This window comes from Ancylobacter mangrovi, from assembly GCF_024752355.1.
Classification (GTDB): Bacteria; Pseudomonadota; Alphaproteobacteria; order Rhizobiales; family Xanthobacteraceae; genus Ancylobacter; species Ancylobacter mangrovi.
On sequence record NZ_JANTHZ010000005.1, the window covers coordinates 123,391 to 138,627 of the forward strand.

Consider the following 15,237-nt stretch of genomic DNA (forward strand, 5'->3'; position numbering starts at 1 on the left):
GGCCTTCCGCCCTCCCCGCTAGGCCGATCCCGGACCGTCCTTCTCCCCGGGCTTCTCCTTCCCTTCCTCCTCGCCCTCCTCGTCCTCCTCCTCGCGCGCGGACTTGGCCTCGGCGATGAACTCGGCGGCGTGGCGCTTGGCCTCGCGCACGCTCTCGCCCAACTCGCGCGCGTAGCGGTCGAGGTCGAGCCGCAGCCCGCCGATCGAGGGCTTCTCGGTCTCCGCCGCATAGGCGATCATGCGCAGCGACAGCGCGAGATCGGCGACGAGGTCGGCCATGAAGCCGTCGCTCAGATCGTGATCCTCGGCATAGGCCATGAGCTGGTCGTAGAGCCCCGCGCGGTGCTCCTCATAGGCCTGCTCGTAGCCGTCGTCCTCGTCCTCGGGTTGCCCGTCCCATTCCGCCATGATCGCCCCTCCGGCCTGATGAACGTCAGGCGACGCCGTCGCGGATCGGTGGCTGAAAGCTCAGCCCCATGTCCCACGGAAAATAGATCCAGGTGTCCTGGCTCACCTCGGTGATGAAGGTGTCGATCACCGGGCGTCCAAGCGGCTTCGCGTAGACGGTGGCGAAATGCGCCTCCGGCAGCATGTCGCGCACGACCCGGGCTGTCTTGCCGGTGTCCACGAGGTCGTCGATCACCAATATGCCCCGCCCGTTCGCGCCGGCGGCGCGGATCACCGCGTCGGAGATCGGCTTCAGCACCTCCGCCTCGCCCTGCGTCTGGTAGTCGTGATAGCTGGCGATGCAGACCGTCTCGATCATCCGCACCCCGAGCTCGCGCGCCACGATCGCCGCCGGCACCAGACCGCCGCGGGTGATGCACACGATGCCGAGGAACGGCCCGGCCCCGGCCAGCCGCCAGGCCAGCGCCCGCGCGTCGCGGTGGAACTGGTCCCAGGAGACCGGGAAGGCCTTTGTCTGGCGGTCGTCGGACATGGGTCTACCTTCGGATCGTCTGGTTGCAGCGCCCGAGATCATTAGCGGGAGCGCGGCGGCTACTCCAGTGCCGGTGCGGGCGCGCGCGCACGATATCCCCGCTCATGCGGCTCAGGAGGCGAGCCGGACCGCGACCTCCGCCACCATGCGCCGCACCTCGTCCATCGCCGCGGCGAGCTTTTCCGGGTCGCGCGAGCGCACGACCAGATTGGTGTTCGGCCGCCCGTCCTCGCCGATGAAGGGATAGGAGCCGATCGTCACCTCGGGATGCGCCTGCGCGATCGCCCGCAGCGGGCCGCCGACATCGCCCTCCTTGGCGTTGGCGGGGATGGTTTCGGAGAGCATGCGGATGCCGGTCTTCAGCTTCGGCGCCACCTCGTCCAGCATCGCCTGCATGATGGTCGGCACCCCCGCCATGACGATGACGTTGCCGATCCAGAAGCCCGGCGCCTTGGAGACCGGGTTCGCCACCAGCTCCGCGCCGGCGGGAATGCGGGCCATGCGCAGGCGCGCCTCGTTGAGTTCGGCTTCGGGGATGCGCTCCAGCAGCATGGCGCGCGCGCGCGGGTCGACATCGATCGTCACGCCGAAGGCGGCGGCGATGGAATCGGCGGTGATGTCGTCATGGGTCGGCCCGATGCCGCCGGTGGAGAACACATAGGTGTAGCGGGCGCGCAGCGCGTTCACCGCGGCGACGATCTCCGCCTCGATGTCCGGCACGACGCGCACCTCGCACACATCGATGCCGATCCCGGTGAGATATTCCGCGATGTAGCCGATGTTCCGGTCCTTGGTGCGCCCGGAGAGGATCTCGTCGCCGACCACCATGATGGCCGCGGTGACGGGCTCGACCTTGTCGTTCATCCGATTCCACTCCCGATCCCGGCGCTCACGGGCCTTTTCGCCGCAAATGAACGCACCCTGCGCCCCAAGCAAGTGCATCAAGCCTGCCAATTGGGCAAATGCACGTCTTTCCCTCAAATATCGCCATTCGGATTCTTCCGCCTCTTCCGCTGGCACGGCGTTTGTAGCTAACTTGGCTGAGTTGGGGAGTAGATTTGCACCGATGAGCGTCGCTTTCGACGAGATGACCAACGCGGACGGCTCCGTCCGTTCCGCCTATTCCGCCCTGGCCCGCTGGCTCAGCGATGTTCCGCCTGACGTGCTCGACTATCGCCGCAAGGAGGCGGAATTCATATTCCGCCGCATCGGCATCACCTTCGCCGTCTATGGCGACAGTGATGCGCAGGAGCGGCTGATACCGTTCGACATCATCCCCCGCGTCCTGACCGGGACCGAATGGCGGCGCCTCTCGCGCGGGCTCGAGCAGCGCACCAAGGCGCTGAACCTCTACATCAAGGACGTCTACTCCAAGCGCGACATCCTGAAAGCGGGCGTCGTGCCGGAGGACCTCGTCTACCAGAACCCGGTGTTCCGGCCCGAGATGAACGGCCAGAAGGTCCCGCACGACCTCTACGTCCACATCGCCGGCATCGATGTGGTGCGGGTCGACGCCGACACGTTCTACGTGCTCGAGGACAATGCCCGCACGCCCTCCGGCGTCTCCTACATGCTGGAGAACCGCGAAATCATGATGCGGCTGTTCCCCGAGCTGTTCGCCGACAACCGCGTCGCGCCGGTCGAGAACTACACCGACGAATTGCTGGCGACGCTGAAGTCGCTCGCCCCGAACACGGCGACCAGCGATCCCGTGGTGGTGGTGCTGACGCCGGGCATCTACAACTCGGCCTATTACGAGCACTCCTTCCTCGCCGACAAGCTGGGCGTCGAGCTGGTGGAGGGGCGCGACCTGTTCGTGCGCAACGACATCGTCTACATGCGCACCACCGAGGGCCCGCGCCGGGTGGACGTGATCTACCGCCGCCTCGACGACGACTTCCTCGACCCCCTCGCCTTCCGCCCGGACAGCGCGCTCGGCGTGCCGGGGCTGATGAGCGCCTACAATGCCGGCAACGTCACGCTGACCAACGCGGTCGGCACCGGCGTCGCCGACGACAAGGCGGTCTACAGCTACATGCCGGAGATCATCCGCTTCTATCTCGGCGAGGAGCCGCTGCTGAAGAACGTGCCGACCTGGCGCTGCCGCGAGCCGGACCACCTCAAATACGTGCTCGACCATCTGGGCGAGCTGGTGGTCAAGGAGGTGCACGGCTCGGGCGGCTACGGCATGCTGATCGGCCCGCGCGCCGACAAGGCGCAGATCGAGCTGTTCCGCGCCAAGCTGATGGACGACCCGACCAACTTCATCGCCCAGCCGACGCTGGCGCTCTCCACCTGCCCGACCTTCGTGGACGAGGGAATCGCGCCGCGCCATGTCGACCTGCGCCCCTTCGTGCTCACGGGCTCGGACCGGGTCCGCATCGTCCCCGGCGGGCTCACCCGCGTGGCGCTGCAGGCCGGCTCGCTGGTGGTGAATTCGAGCCAGGGCGGGGGCACGAAGGACACCTGGGTGCTGGAGGAGAGCTGAGCCGACGGACCTCGCGCCGTATTGGGCCCATCGGAGTTGAGGGAGCGCACCGATGTCGATCGAAACATGGCTGGCCTTCGTCGCTGCCTCGGCGGTCCTCCTGCTGATCCCGGGGCCGACGGTGCTGCTCGTCGTCTCCTACGCGCTCGGACAGGGGCGGCGCGTGGCACTGCCGGTCGCCGCCGGCGTGACGCTGGGCGACTTCACCGCCATGACGCTGTCCATGCTCGGCCTCGGCGCGCTGCTGGCGACCTCGGCCGCGCTGTTCACGCTGCTCAAATGGATCGGCGCCGCCTATCTGATCTGGCTCGGCATCCGGCTGTGGCGCGCCGGCGGGCAGGCGCAGTTCGGCGCCGAGCGCTCGGAGGGCTCGCAGGTGCGGCTCGTCGCCCATGCCTGGCTCGTCACCGCGCTCAACCCGAAGAGCATCACCTTCTTCGTCGCCTTCCTGCCGCAGTTCCTCGATCCCGGCCGGCATTTCTTCACGCAGATGATCGTGCTCGAGGCGACCTTCCTCGCGCTGGCCGCGGCCAACGCGTTCAGCTTCGCGCTGGTCGCCGGACGCATGCGCGAGGCGATCGGCCGTCCTTTCATCGTCACCGCCATCAACCGGGTCGGCGGCTCGCTCCTCATCGGGGCGGGTGTCGCCACCCTCGCCTGGCGCAACGCCAAATAGACGCGGGTCCCATGCTTTCACGTACTGCAGACAACCTCTACTGGCTCGCCCGCTACATGGAGCGCGCGGACTGCCTCGCCCGCATCATCGACGTCACCCAGCGCCTGGCGCAGCTGCCCGCCTCCTATGGCGGCTCGACCAATGAATGGCGCTCGGCCCTGCTCACCGCCGGCTGCGCCGACCTGTTCAAGCAGTTCCACGGCGACGCCACCACCGAGCAGAACGTCATCGCCTTCCTCGCCTTCGCGCCGGAGAACCCCTCCTCCATCCGCAACTGCTTCGAGACCGCGCGCACCAATGCCCGCTCGGTGCGCACCGCGCTCACCATCGAGATGTGGGAGACCATCAACTCCGCCTGGCTGGAGCTGAAGCGCTATTCGACCAAGAACATGACGCGCGAGGAGCTCGCCCGCTTCCTCAGCTTCGTCAAGGAGACCTCGCTGCGCTTCGACGGCGCCGCCTACCGCACCATGCTGCGCAACGACGCCTTCTGGTTCTCGCGCGTGGGCATGTATGTCGAGCGCGCCGACAACACCGCCCGCATCCTCGACGTGAAGTACCACGTGCTGCTGCCCGATTCCGAGCATGTCGGCGGGCCGCTGGACTATTTCCAGTGGGCCTCGATCCTGCGCTCCGTCTCCGCGCTCACCTCGTTCCACTGGGTCTATCGCGAGAGCGTCAAGCCGTGGCTGGTGGCGGACCTGCTCATCCTCAACGGGCAGATGCCGCGCTCGCTCACGAGCTGCTACCAGAACATCACCCGCTATCTCGACGACATCGCCGCCTATTACGGCCGGCAGGGCCACGCCCAGCGCGTCGCGCGCTCCACCCTCACCCGCCTCGGCAACAGCCGCATGGACGACGTGTTCCAGACCGGCCTGCACGAGTACATCGACAATTTCGTCATCGAGAACAACCGGCTGGGCAGCAACATCACCGAACAGTACCTGCTCTGACCGGCCTACAGGTGCCTGCGTCATGCGTATCCAGATCAACCACGCGACCACCTACACCTATGATCCGCCGGCCAATGGCGCGATCCAGGTGCTGCGCCTCACGCCCGGCAATCACGACGGGCAGTATGTCGTGCGCTGGCGGATCGACGTGTCCGAGAACTGCCGCCTGCGTGCCCACCAGGACGCGTTCGGCAACATCACCCATTCCTTCGCCGTCGACGGCCCGCTGAGCACGCTCACCGTGCTGGTCGAGGGCGAGGTGGAGACGCAGGACACCTCCGGCGTGGTGCGCGGCGTGAAGGAGCGCTTTCCGCCCTCGCTGTTCCTGCGCGAGACCGATCTCACCGCACCCGACGCGGAGCTGCGCGCCTTCGGCGAAACGGCGACGGCGGCGGTCGAGGAGCCGGGCCGCCTGCCCCTGCTCCACGCGCTGATGGACGCGGTCGCGGACACCATGACCTACGACGCCGATCCCACCCATGCCTCGACCACGGCCGGCGAATCCTTCGCGCTGAAGCGCGGCGTGTGCCAGGACTTCGCGCATATCTTCATCGCCTGCTGCCGCCATCTCGGCGTGCCGGCGCGCTATGTCAGCGGCTATCTGGTGGGCGACGGCGCCGCGCCCGGCAGCGGTGCCGGCCACCAGGCCGGCCATGCCTGGGCCGAAGCCTATGTCGAGGATCTCGGCTGGGTCGGCTTCGACTGCACCAACCGGCAATGCCCGACCGAGGCCTATGTGCGCCTCGCCATAGGGCTCGACTATCTCGGCGCGGCGCCGGTGCGCGGCAACCGCTATGGCGGCGGCGACGAACAGCTCTCGGTCGCGCTGAAAGTCGACCAGTCGAGCCGGCAGATTCAGGGCTGACCTGTTGCCCGGCGGGAAAGCGCCCCGCTATAAGAGCGCGCGAACACCGCACGCCTTGACGCGGCGGATCAGGGGGAAGTGCCTTTCATGACCTATTGCTGCGGGATCCTGGTGAATGACGGCCTGGTCATGATCGCCGACACGCGCACCAATGCCGGGCTCGACAATGTGTCGACCTTCCGCAAGCTCCACATCTTCGAGGAGCCGGGCCGGCACGTCATGGCGCTCGCCACTGCCGGCAACCTCTCGATCTCGCAGGCCGTCATCAGCACGCTGCAGGAAGGTCTCGACAATCCCGAGACCGGGGTCAGGGAGACGCTGGTCGGCTGCACCAGCATGTTCCGCGCGACCCAGCTCGTCGGGCGCGCCACCCGCCACGTCTACAGCCTCTATGGCGAGAGCCTCAAGGCCGCCGATGTGCGCTTCGACGTGTCGTTCCTGTTCGGGGGGCAGGTGAATGGCGGCCGGCTGCGGCTGTTCATGATCTACGCCGCCGGCAATTTCATCGAGTGTACCAACGACACCCCGTTCCTGCAGATCGGCGAGCACAAATACGGCAAGCCGGTGCTGGACCGCTCCATCACCTACGACATGGACCTGTATGACGCGCTGAAATCGGGCCTGATCTCGATGGATTCGACCATGCGCTCCAATCTCGGCGTCGGCATGCCGATCGACATTCTGGCCGCGCGCCGCGACGCGGGCCAGGCGGAACTGAACTACCGCATCGAGCCCGGCGAGCCCTATTTCCACGATCTGCGCGAGCGCTGGTCGGCGGCGCTCAGGGCCGCCCACACCTCGATTCCGCGCCCGCCTTATGGCGACGGACGCTAAAGCGGCGTCGAGACTGCGCCGTATACGACCCGCCTCTCCGCGCGAAGAAAAGAAAAGCGCCTGAAGGACAGGCAGCTTCCTTCAGGCGCTTTTCGGTCCGCCCACCTGCGGTGCGGGGCGTCAACATCCGATCATCAGGTAATCAGATAAAGAAGAATGATGATCGGAATCGGAATACCAATAAGCCACATCAGAATAGCAGGCATTGGAAAGCTCCTTCCTCGTCCGTCACTTGAGCGCTTTCGTAATGACTTGATTTACTCAACGCGCTGTCGAGGAAACAACGCGGAAGGCACCCGCCGGTTCCCACCCCTGCCTCATCGGCATCCCGATGGGCAATCCGGCCGGTATCCCGAGGGGCTTTCGGGCGCAGGCGCGCCTTGCCCGCTGCGTGGGGCTCGTCCATCTTCCGCCGCTTGGGAGGAAAACCAATGAGTCTGAAGCGCATCGCCCTCGTTACCGGCGCCGGCACCGGCATCGGCAAGGCCGCCGCCCTCGCCCTGGCGAAGGACGGGTTCACCGTCGTCCTCACCGGCCGCCGCCGCGAGCCGCTCCAAGCCGTGGCCGACACGATCGGCCCGAACGCCGAGGTGATCCCCGCCGACGTCGCCAGCCCCGAATCCGTGGCGGCGCTGTTCGGCGCGGTGGCGGAACGCCACGGCCGGCTCGACGTGCTGTTCAACAATGCCGGCGGCTGGTCGGCCGCCACCCCGATCGAGGACATCGCGCTGGAGGACTGGCAGCGCGTGGTGAGCGTCAACCTCACCGGCGTGTTCCTGTGCATCCAGCACGCCATGCGGATCATGAAGGCGCAGAACCCGAAGGGCGGGCGCATCATCAATAACGGGTCGATCTCGGCCCACGCGCCGCGCCCGCTCACCGCCTCCTACACCGCCACCAAGCACGCAGTGACCGGCCTGACCAAGCAGGTCGCGCTGGAGGGCCGCGCCCACAACATCGCCTGCGGCCAGATCGACATCGGCAATGCCGACACCGACATGGCGGCGAAAATGAAGACCGGCATCCTGCAGCCCAACGGCCAGATCATGGTCGAGCCGACCTTCGACCCGGCCGATGCCGGCCGCGCCGTCGCCTATATGGCGAGCCTGCCGCTGGAGGCGAACGTGCTGACCATGACCATCATGGCGAGCGCCGCCCCCTTCGTCGGGCGCGGCTAGGACGGATCGCGATCGTCTCGGGGTGCGGAGGTGGTGATCGCAGACCCGTCCGGCGCACCGGTGCCGGGAGGCCGCGTTCCGGGCGTCAGATGTAGGCCAGCGCGCCCTGGAACAGCATCCAGCTCAGCAGCCCCATCACCCCGAGGCTGATCAGGGTCGCGACGATACCGGCGAAGATGAAGGCGCCGTCGCGCTCCACCAGGCCCAGCCCGAGGATGCACACCGCGATGCCCGGCGGCAGGTTGCCGAAGATCGGGATCGGCAGCAGCAGCAGGAGCCCCAGCACCAGCACCATGCCGCCGAGCACGAAGCGCGCCGAGGGGCTGGAGAAATAGATCAGCCGCGGGCGGGAATAGCTCTCGAACCGCCGTACCCATTTCAGGGCGCCGCTGATGATCTTGTCGAGCAGGCGGCGGGAGATGGTCTTGTTGGCGAGCCAGCGCGGCAGCCACAGCTCGTCGCGGCCCACCATCATCTGCGCGCCAACGAAGCACAGCAGCACGCCGCAGATGACCGGAATGCCGGGCGGCATCGGCAGGCAGTTCGGCAGGCCGAGCAGCAGCAGCGAAAGGCCGAAGGCGCGGTTGCGCAGGGCGTGCACGACTTCGCCCACGCCGATGCGTTCCGCCGAATGGGCGGTGACGATGGCGGAGAGCAACTCCGACGTACGCGGCGATCGGTGATCCACTGGCCGACCTGATACCTCATGCCACGGCGGCCGTGCGGCCCCCGTTTCGCCGCCCTCATAACACGGCGAACGCGGCAAAGAGAGGGCCTATCCGAGGAAAAGCCCGTTCGGCCGGATGGCGGCCCGGCGCGTGACCCGCGGCGTCGATCCGCTCAGTTGAGCCGGAACATGCCGTCCACGCTGCGCAATTCGGCCGGCTGGATCAGCCGCGAATGCGTCACCGTGACCGAGTGCAGCGGGCCGTCCAGCTCGCGCTTCCAGAACTCCAGGAAGCGGTTCAGCTCGGGAAAATGCGGGCACAGGTCGTAATGCTGCCAGAGATAGGTCTGCAACAGTCCGGGATGGTCGGGCATGCGATAGAAGATCTGTGCCGTCGTCAGCCCGTAGCCGGCCCATTGGCGGACGAAATCGGCCGAGGCGGAGCACTGCGGCGAACCGGCCTCCTCGGCCGGCCCTTTCGACGCGTCGTGGAATGCCATGCGGAACCTCCTTTCGCGATGATTCTAAATTCTGCGGGCGCCGCGAAGGTCCGGCAAGGTTAAAGATTAAATTTCGCGTTCAATATCAATGCATTGGCAGCATATGCGAAAGAGTGCTGACAAAGGTTCGGGTCGTAACCCTGGCAGTCTCGAAATGAGAGTGCCAATTTTTTCGCCTCCGGCCCTTGCGTCGCTTTTTTCTGACTCCTAGATGTCCGCCCAGCGGCACGCCGGCGAGACCGGTGCCGTGCCGCAGACCTCGCGATCGATACGAATTCTGGAGAGAACCGATGAAGTTCCGTCCCCTGCATGACCGGGTCGTGGTCAAGCGCCTCGACGCGGAGCAGAAGTCCGCTGGCGGCATCATCATCCCCGACACCGCGAAGGAAAAGCCCTCCCAGGGCGAGGTGATCGCGGTCGGCCCCGGCGCGCGCGACGAGGCGGGCAAGCTGGTCCCGCTCGACGTCAAGGCCGGCGACAAGGTGCTGTTCGGCAAGTGGTCCGGCACCGAGGTCAAGATCGACGGCGTCGATTACCTCATCATGAAGGAAGCCGACATCCTCGGTGTCCTCGAAGGCACCGCCTCGGCCAAGAAGGCCGCGTGAGCACCCTCTGAGCCTGCTGGCCGCAACGCTTCACCGGAGTTGAAAAGATATGTCTGCCAAGGAAGTAAAATTCTCGACGGATGCGCGCGACAAGATGCTGCGCGGCGTCGACATCCTCGCCAATGCGGTGAAGGTGACGCTGGGCCCGAAGGGCCGCAACGTCGTCATCGAGAAGAGCTTCGGCGCGCCGCGCATCACCAAGGACGGCGTCACCGTCGCCAAGGAGATCGAGCTCGAGGACAAGTTCGAGAACATGGGCGCCCAGATGGTGCGCGAAGTGGCCTCGAAGACCAATGACCTCGCCGGCGACGGCACCACCACCGCCACCGTGCTGGCCCAGGCCATCGTCAAGGAAGGCGCCAAGGCGGTTGCCGCCGGCATGAACCCGATGGACCTCAAGCGTGGCATCGACCTCGCGGTCGAGGCGATCGTCGCGGACATCAAGAAGAACGCCCGCAAGGTCACCTCCAACGGCGAGATCGCCCAGGTCGGCACCATCTCCGCCAATGGCGATGCGGATGTCGGCAAGTTCCTTGCCGAGGCCATGCAGAAGGTCGGCAACGAGGGTGTCATCACCGTCGAGGAAGCCAAGACCGCCGAGACCGAGCTCGACGTCGTCGAGGGCATGCAGTTCGACCGCGGCTACCTCTCGCCGTACTTCGTGACCAACGCCGAGAAGATGCGCGTCGAGTTCGAGGACCCCTACATCCTCATCCACGAGAAGAAGCTCTCCGGCCTTCAGGAGCTGCTCCCGGTCCTCGAGGCCGTCGTCCAGTCCGGCAAGCCGCTACTGATCATCGCCGAGGACGTCGAGGGCGAGGCCCTGGCCACGCTCGTCGTCAACAAGCTGCGCGGCGGCCTGAAGGTCGCGGCCGTGAAGGCGCCGGGCTTCGGCGACCGCCGCAAGGCCATGCTGCAGGACATCGCGATCCTGACCGGCGGCGAGGCGATCTCGGAAGACCTCGGCATCAAGCTCGACTCGGTGACGCTCAACATGCTCGGCCGCGCCAAGAAGGTGGTGATCGAGAAGGAGAACACCACCATCGTCGACGGCGCCGGCAAGAAGAAGGACATCGAGGGCCGCGTCGGGCAGATCAAGGCGCAGATCGAGGAGACCACCTCGGACTACGACCGTGAGAAGCTGCAGGAGCGTCTCGCCAAGCTCGCGGGCGGCGTCGCGGTGATCCGCGTCGGCGGCGCGACCGAGGTCGAGGTCAAGGAGAAGAAGGACCGCGTGGACGACGCGCTGCACGCCACCCGCGCGGCGGTCGAGGAAGGCGTCCTTCCGGGCGGCGGCGTCGCGCTGCTGCGCGCCACCAAGGCGCTCGAGGGCATCAAGACCGCGAACTCCGACCAGAAGACCGGTGTCGACATCGTCCGTCGGGCGATCCAGGCCCCGGCGCGCCAGATCGCCAGCAATGCGGGCGAGGACGGCTCGGTGATCGTCGGCAAGATCCTCGAGAAGGACAGCTACGCCTACGGCTTCAACGCCCAGAGCGGCGAGTATGTCGACATGTTCAAGGCGGGCGTGATCGATCCGGCCAAGGTGCTGCGCTCCTCGATCCAGAACGCGGCCTCCGTGGCCTCGCTGCTGATCACCACCGAGGCGATGGTCGCCGAGCTGCCGAAGAAGGCGGCCCCGGCGGCGCCGGCCATGCCCGACATGGGCGGCATGGGCTTCTGATCGGTTCCCGATCGAAGCCTTCGCTTCAGAGATGCGGAAGGGCGCGGCGAGAGCCGCGCCCTTTTCGTTTGCGCGCCCTGTGAGATAGCCCTTCCAGCGGCTAAGCCGCCTCGCGCCCCACGCCCGCCGCCGCATCGAGCTCGGCATCGAGCTCGCGCTCATGCGCGCGGTCAAGGTTCACGCCCTTGGTCTCGATCCGGAACGTCCAGGTGACGAGCGCGCCGATCACCGAGGTCGCGGCAAGTCCGTAGAGCAGGTGCGTCGTGCCGATATCCGCCAGCAGGATCGGGAACAGGAACGCCGTTGAGACCGCGCCGATCTTGCCGAACGCGGCCGCGAAGCCGGCGCCCTTGCCGCGCACCGCGGTGGGGAACACCTCGCCCGCCAGAAGGTAGGTCTGCGCGTTCGGGCCGATATTGGTCATGAAGTTGAACAGCATGAACCCGGCGAAGATCAGCGCCGTCTGCATCGCGCCCGTGTAGCTCTCCGCGAGCGAGGCGATCAGCAGCCCCGCCGCGCAGCCGACGAAGCCGAGCGCCTGCAGGGGAATGCGCCCTACCCGATCGGCCAGCAGCACCGCCCCGATGATGCCGACGATCAGCAGTACGTCGATCAGCGCCGCGCCTTCCGCGGCGAGGATCTGGTTGGCGATGATGTCGGTGATGTCGTGCGTGTGCACCGTCGCGTGGCCGAGCGCGGCGGCGAGGATGGTCGGCGTGAACAGCCCGATGCCGTAGGTGCCGAGGTCCTGCAGGAACCACGGCACCGAGGCGAGGATGGTGGCGCGCCGGTTGCGCGCGCTGAACAGCGCCGCCCAGCCGCGATCGGCCGCGTGGTGCCGCCCCTCGCCGCGATGGCGGGCGAGCCGGATCTCGGACGGATAGGCCGGCTCGCGCTTGAGCAGCTTCGCCGCCTCGCGCTCGGCGTCGTCGAAGCGCCCATGCGCGAACAGCCAGGGCGCGCTCTCGGTCACGTAGAAGCGCCCCACCGTGACCAGCGCCGCCGGGATGATGGCGGTGGCGTACATCCAGCGCCAGGCGGAAATCTCCGGCAGGTTGGCGAGCACGACGTAACCCACCGCGCTGCCCACCAGCGCGCCGAGCGCCTGGAAGCCGAAGGCGCCCAGCACCAGCCGTCCGCGCGCGGCGCTGGGAATGCTCTCGGAGATGATGAGGTGGGCGGTCGGGTAGTCGCAGCCCAGCGCCACGCCGACGCCGAACAGGAACACGACGAGCCACGGATAGCTCGGGCTGAGCGCCAGCAGTACGAGGAAGACCATGAAGATGATCATCTCGACCACGAACATGAACTTGCGCCCGAACGTGTCCGACAGCCCGCCGAGGGCGAGCGCGCCGACCAGGATGCCCGCCAGCGAGGCGGCGCCGACGATGCCGTGCTGGGTCGCGCTCATGTCGAACTCGGTGGCGATCAGCGGAATGGCAACGCCGGTCATGAACACGACCAGACCCTCGAAGAACTTGCCGAAGGCCGCCAGCCACCAGATGCGCCACTGCATCACCGTCATCGGTGCGCGCCCGACCGGCGTGCCGTCGGCCCAGAGCGGCGACTCGTCGATATAATCCTGCACCCGCTTGCCGGCGCCCGGCCCGATGGAAGGCTCACGCATCATCGCATCCCCTGATACCTGCGAACGCCACCAGTTACGGCGTGCGGCGTGAATGCGCTGTGACAGCCGCCCCGGTTCCTCCCAGGTCGGCGCGAAGGAGGATCAGTCGAGCGTCTGGCGGAAGCGGCGCACCGCGATCACCATCGCCACCAGCATGATCGCCGACAAGGCGAGGATGTTGTTGAGCAGGTCGGAGACGTCCGCCCCCTTCAGCAGGATGCCGCGCACCATGCGCAGATAATGCGTCAGCGGCAGCGTCTCGCCGATCCACTGCGCCCATTCCGGCATGCCGGCGAAGGGGAACATGAAGCCGGACAGCAGGATGTTCGGCAGGAAGTACATGAAGGTCATCTGCACCGCCTGGAGCTGGTTCTGCGCCAGCGTCGAGAAGGTGTAGCCGATCGACAGGTTGGCGACGATGAACAGCACGGTGAGCGCGGTGAGCAGCGACAGAGAGCCGATCATCGGCACGTCGAACAGGAACAGCCCGGCGAGGACGATCATCGACGCCTGTCCCGCGCCCACCAGCACATAGGGCGCGATCTTGCCGAGCATCACCTCGACCGGGCGGATCGGCATGGCGAGCAGCGTCTCCATGGTCCCGCGCTCGATCTCCCGCGTCACCGAGAGCGCGGTGAAGATCAGCATGGTCATGGTGAGGATGGTGCCGAGCAGGCCCGGCACGATGTTGAGCTGCGTCACCGCCGCCGGGTTGTAGCGCGCATGGGTGATGATCTGGAACGCCGGCGGCGCGGTCTCGAAGCCCGAGCCCGACGGCCCTCCCTCCTCGGCGAAGCGCTCGCGCCGCACTGCGGTCTCGATCAGCCCGCGCAGCGCGGCGACGGCGCTGCCGGAGGCGACCGGGTCGGTCGCGTCCGCCGCCACCAGCATGGACGGGCTCTCCCCGCGCCGCACCGAGCGCTCGAAGCCGGCCGGAATCTCGACGATGAAGGACACGTCGCCCGCGCGCATCAGGTGGTCGGCCTCCGCCGCGCTCGTGGGATGGGCGACGACGGCGAAATACTTGGTGTTCTCGATCGCGGCGAGGATGGAGCGCGTGAGCGATGTGTTTTCATAGGCCAGCACCGCGGTCGGCAGGTGCCGGGGCGTGGTGTTGATCGCGTAGCCGAACAGCACGAGCTGCAGCAGCGGGATCGAGATCATGGTGGCGAAGGAGATGCGGTCGCGCGCGAGCTGCAGGAACTCCTTGCGCATCATCGCGCCCACGCGCCGGAAAAAGCCGCCGACGGCGGACGCGCCGCTCATTGGAAATTGTCCCTGGAGCGGCTCATCAGGTCGATGAACACGTCTTCCAGCGTCGGCTGGTCGCGCCGCCAGGTCAGGCCCTCGCGCTCGCGCAGCGGCGCGATCGCCGCTTCCAGCGCCTTCTCGTCATGGCCGCCGACATGCACCGAGTTGCCGAACGGCGCCACCATGTCGATGCCCGGCAGGTCGGCCAGTTCGCGCGCCAGCGCGGCCGGGTCGGGGCTGGAGACGCTCCACGTCACCAGTCCGGCCGAGGCGACCACCTCGTCGACCGTGCCCTGCGCCAGCAGGTCGCCATAGGCGATGTACGCGATCTCATGGCAGCGCTCGGCCTCGTCCATGTAGTGGGTCGAGACCAGCACGGTCAGCCCGTCGGCGGCGAGCTCATGGATTTGCGCCCAGAACTCGCGCCGCGCCTTGGGATCGACGCCGGCGGTCGGCTCGTCGAGCAGCAGGAGCTGGGGCTGCGGCAGGATGCAGGCGCCGAGCGCGAGCCGCTGCTTCCACCCGCCCGAGAGCGAGCCGGCGAGCTGGCGCCCGCGCCCGTCGAGCCCCAGCCGCGTCACCGCCGCGCGCGCCGCGCCCACAGGGTCCGGCACGCCATAGACCCGGGCGACGAATTCGAGGTTCTCGCGCACCGACAGATCGGCATAGAGGCTGAAGCGCTGCGTCATGTAGCCGACATGGCGGCGTATGGCGCGCGACTGGGTGAGGATGTCCATGCCGAGGCAGGTGCCGCGCCCGGAATCGGGCGTCAGCAGGCCGCACAGCATGCGGATCGTGGTGGTCTTGCCCGAGCCGTTCGGCCCGAGGAAGCCGTAGATCTGCCCGCGCCGCACCCGCATGGTGAGGTCGCGCACCACCACCCGGTTGCCGAACGACTTGGACAGGCCCTCGACCTCGATCGCATAGTCGGCCTTGGCGGGATCGGCGGCGCCGGGCGGCGCGATA

16 protein-coding genes are annotated in these 15,237 nt (G+C 67.4%); 8 read left to right on the forward strand and 8 right to left on the reverse strand.

Annotation, left to right across the window (positions count from 1 at the left end):
- Window positions 1–18 precede the first annotated feature (18 nt).
- From NVS89_RS12830 to NVS89_RS12840, 3 genes are all read right to left on the reverse strand, one after another.
- Window positions 19–408 (reverse strand): hypothetical protein, encoded by a 390-nt coding sequence (locus tag NVS89_RS12830; protein ID WP_258733148.1) that lies wholly within the window; start codon window positions 406–408, stop codon window positions 19–21.
- Window positions 409–433: 25 nt separating this feature from the next.
- On the reverse strand, window positions 434–982 hold the full coding sequence (gene gpt, locus NVS89_RS12835) for a xanthine phosphoribosyltransferase (RefSeq protein WP_374114567.1): 549 nt from the start codon (window positions 980–982) through the stop codon (window positions 434–436).
- Between the two features lie 69 nt (window positions 983–1,051).
- Entirely contained in the window at window positions 1,052–1,804 is a 753-nt protein-coding gene (locus NVS89_RS12840) for a competence/damage-inducible protein A (protein ID WP_258733150.1), read from the reverse strand.
- 202 nt (window positions 1,805–2,006) lie between these two features.
- Between NVS89_RS12840 and NVS89_RS12845 the strand changes: the two genes are divergently transcribed.
- The 6 genes from NVS89_RS12845 (at window position 2,007) to NVS89_RS12870 (ending at window position 7,937) form a co-directional block, all read left to right on the forward strand.
- Window positions 2,007–3,428 carry a circularly permuted type 2 ATP-grasp protein gene (locus NVS89_RS12845; protein WP_258733151.1) on the forward strand — a complete coding sequence of 474 codons (1,422 nt, stop codon included), beginning with the start codon at window positions 2,007–2,009 and terminating at the stop codon, window positions 3,426–3,428.
- A 52-nt stretch (window positions 3,429–3,480) separates the two neighbouring features.
- Window positions 3,481–4,104, forward strand: coding sequence for a LysE family translocator (locus NVS89_RS12850; RefSeq protein WP_258733152.1), 624 nt, complete (start codon window positions 3,481–3,483; stop codon window positions 4,102–4,104).
- Between the two features lie 11 nt (window positions 4,105–4,115).
- A complete protein-coding gene (locus NVS89_RS12855; protein ID WP_258733153.1) occupies window positions 4,116–5,060 on the forward strand; it encodes an alpha-E domain-containing protein in 945 nt (314 codons plus the stop codon).
- A 22-nt stretch (window positions 5,061–5,082) separates the two neighbouring features.
- Complete coding sequence (locus tag NVS89_RS12860; RefSeq protein ID WP_258733154.1) at window positions 5,083–5,925, forward strand: transglutaminase family protein; 843 nt, start codon at window positions 5,083–5,085, stop codon at window positions 5,923–5,925.
- Between the two features lie 87 nt (window positions 5,926–6,012).
- A complete protein-coding gene (locus NVS89_RS12865; protein ID WP_258733155.1) occupies window positions 6,013–6,759 on the forward strand; it encodes a proteasome-type protease in 747 nt (248 codons plus the stop codon).
- A 431-nt stretch (window positions 6,760–7,190) separates the two neighbouring features.
- Window positions 7,191–7,937 (forward strand): SDR family oxidoreductase, encoded by a 747-nt coding sequence (locus NVS89_RS12870; protein WP_258733156.1) that lies wholly within the window; start codon window positions 7,191–7,193, stop codon window positions 7,935–7,937.
- Window positions 7,938–8,022: 85 nt separating this feature from the next.
- On the opposite strand, the gene NVS89_RS12875 is transcribed toward NVS89_RS12870, so the two are convergent.
- Together NVS89_RS12875 and NVS89_RS12880 are read right to left on the reverse strand one after the other, a co-directional pair.
- Window positions 8,023–8,625 carry an exopolysaccharide biosynthesis protein gene (locus NVS89_RS12875; RefSeq protein ID WP_258733157.1) on the reverse strand — a complete coding sequence of 201 codons (603 nt, stop codon included), beginning with the start codon at window positions 8,623–8,625 and terminating at the stop codon, window positions 8,023–8,025.
- A gap of 152 nt (window positions 8,626–8,777) precedes the next feature.
- Complete coding sequence (locus NVS89_RS12880; protein WP_258733158.1) at window positions 8,778–9,104, reverse strand: usg protein; 327 nt, start codon at window positions 9,102–9,104, stop codon at window positions 8,778–8,780.
- 290 nt (window positions 9,105–9,394) lie between these two features.
- Here NVS89_RS12880 and groES point away from each other — a divergent pair, with 290 nt between their 5' ends.
- Window positions 9,395–9,709, forward strand: coding sequence for a co-chaperone GroES (gene groES, locus NVS89_RS12885; RefSeq protein WP_258733159.1), 315 nt, complete (start codon window positions 9,395–9,397; stop codon window positions 9,707–9,709).
- A gap of 49 nt (window positions 9,710–9,758) precedes the next feature.
- Window positions 9,759–11,393, forward strand: coding sequence for a chaperonin GroEL (gene groL, locus NVS89_RS12890; RefSeq protein WP_258733160.1), 1,635 nt, complete (start codon window positions 9,759–9,761; stop codon window positions 11,391–11,393).
- A 100-nt stretch (window positions 11,394–11,493) separates the two neighbouring features.
- Here groL and NVS89_RS12895 read toward each other — a convergent pair whose 3' ends face one another.
- The 3 genes from NVS89_RS12895 to NVS89_RS12905 form a co-directional block, all read right to left on the reverse strand.
- Window positions 11,494–13,020, reverse strand: a complete 1,527-nt coding sequence (locus NVS89_RS12895) for an MFS transporter (RefSeq protein ID WP_258733161.1) — start codon at window positions 13,018–13,020, stop codon at window positions 11,494–11,496.
- 102 nt (window positions 13,021–13,122) lie between these two features.
- Window positions 13,123–14,286 (reverse strand): ABC transporter permease, encoded by a 1,164-nt coding sequence (locus tag NVS89_RS12900; RefSeq protein WP_258733162.1) that lies wholly within the window; start codon window positions 14,284–14,286, stop codon window positions 13,123–13,125.
- Entirely contained in the window at window positions 14,283–15,236 is a 954-nt protein-coding gene (locus tag NVS89_RS12905; RefSeq protein WP_258733304.1) for an ABC transporter ATP-binding protein, read from the reverse strand. The genes NVS89_RS12900 and NVS89_RS12905 overlap by 4 nt, the downstream gene beginning before the upstream one ends.
- Between the last annotated feature and the right edge of the window lies 1 nt (window position 15,237).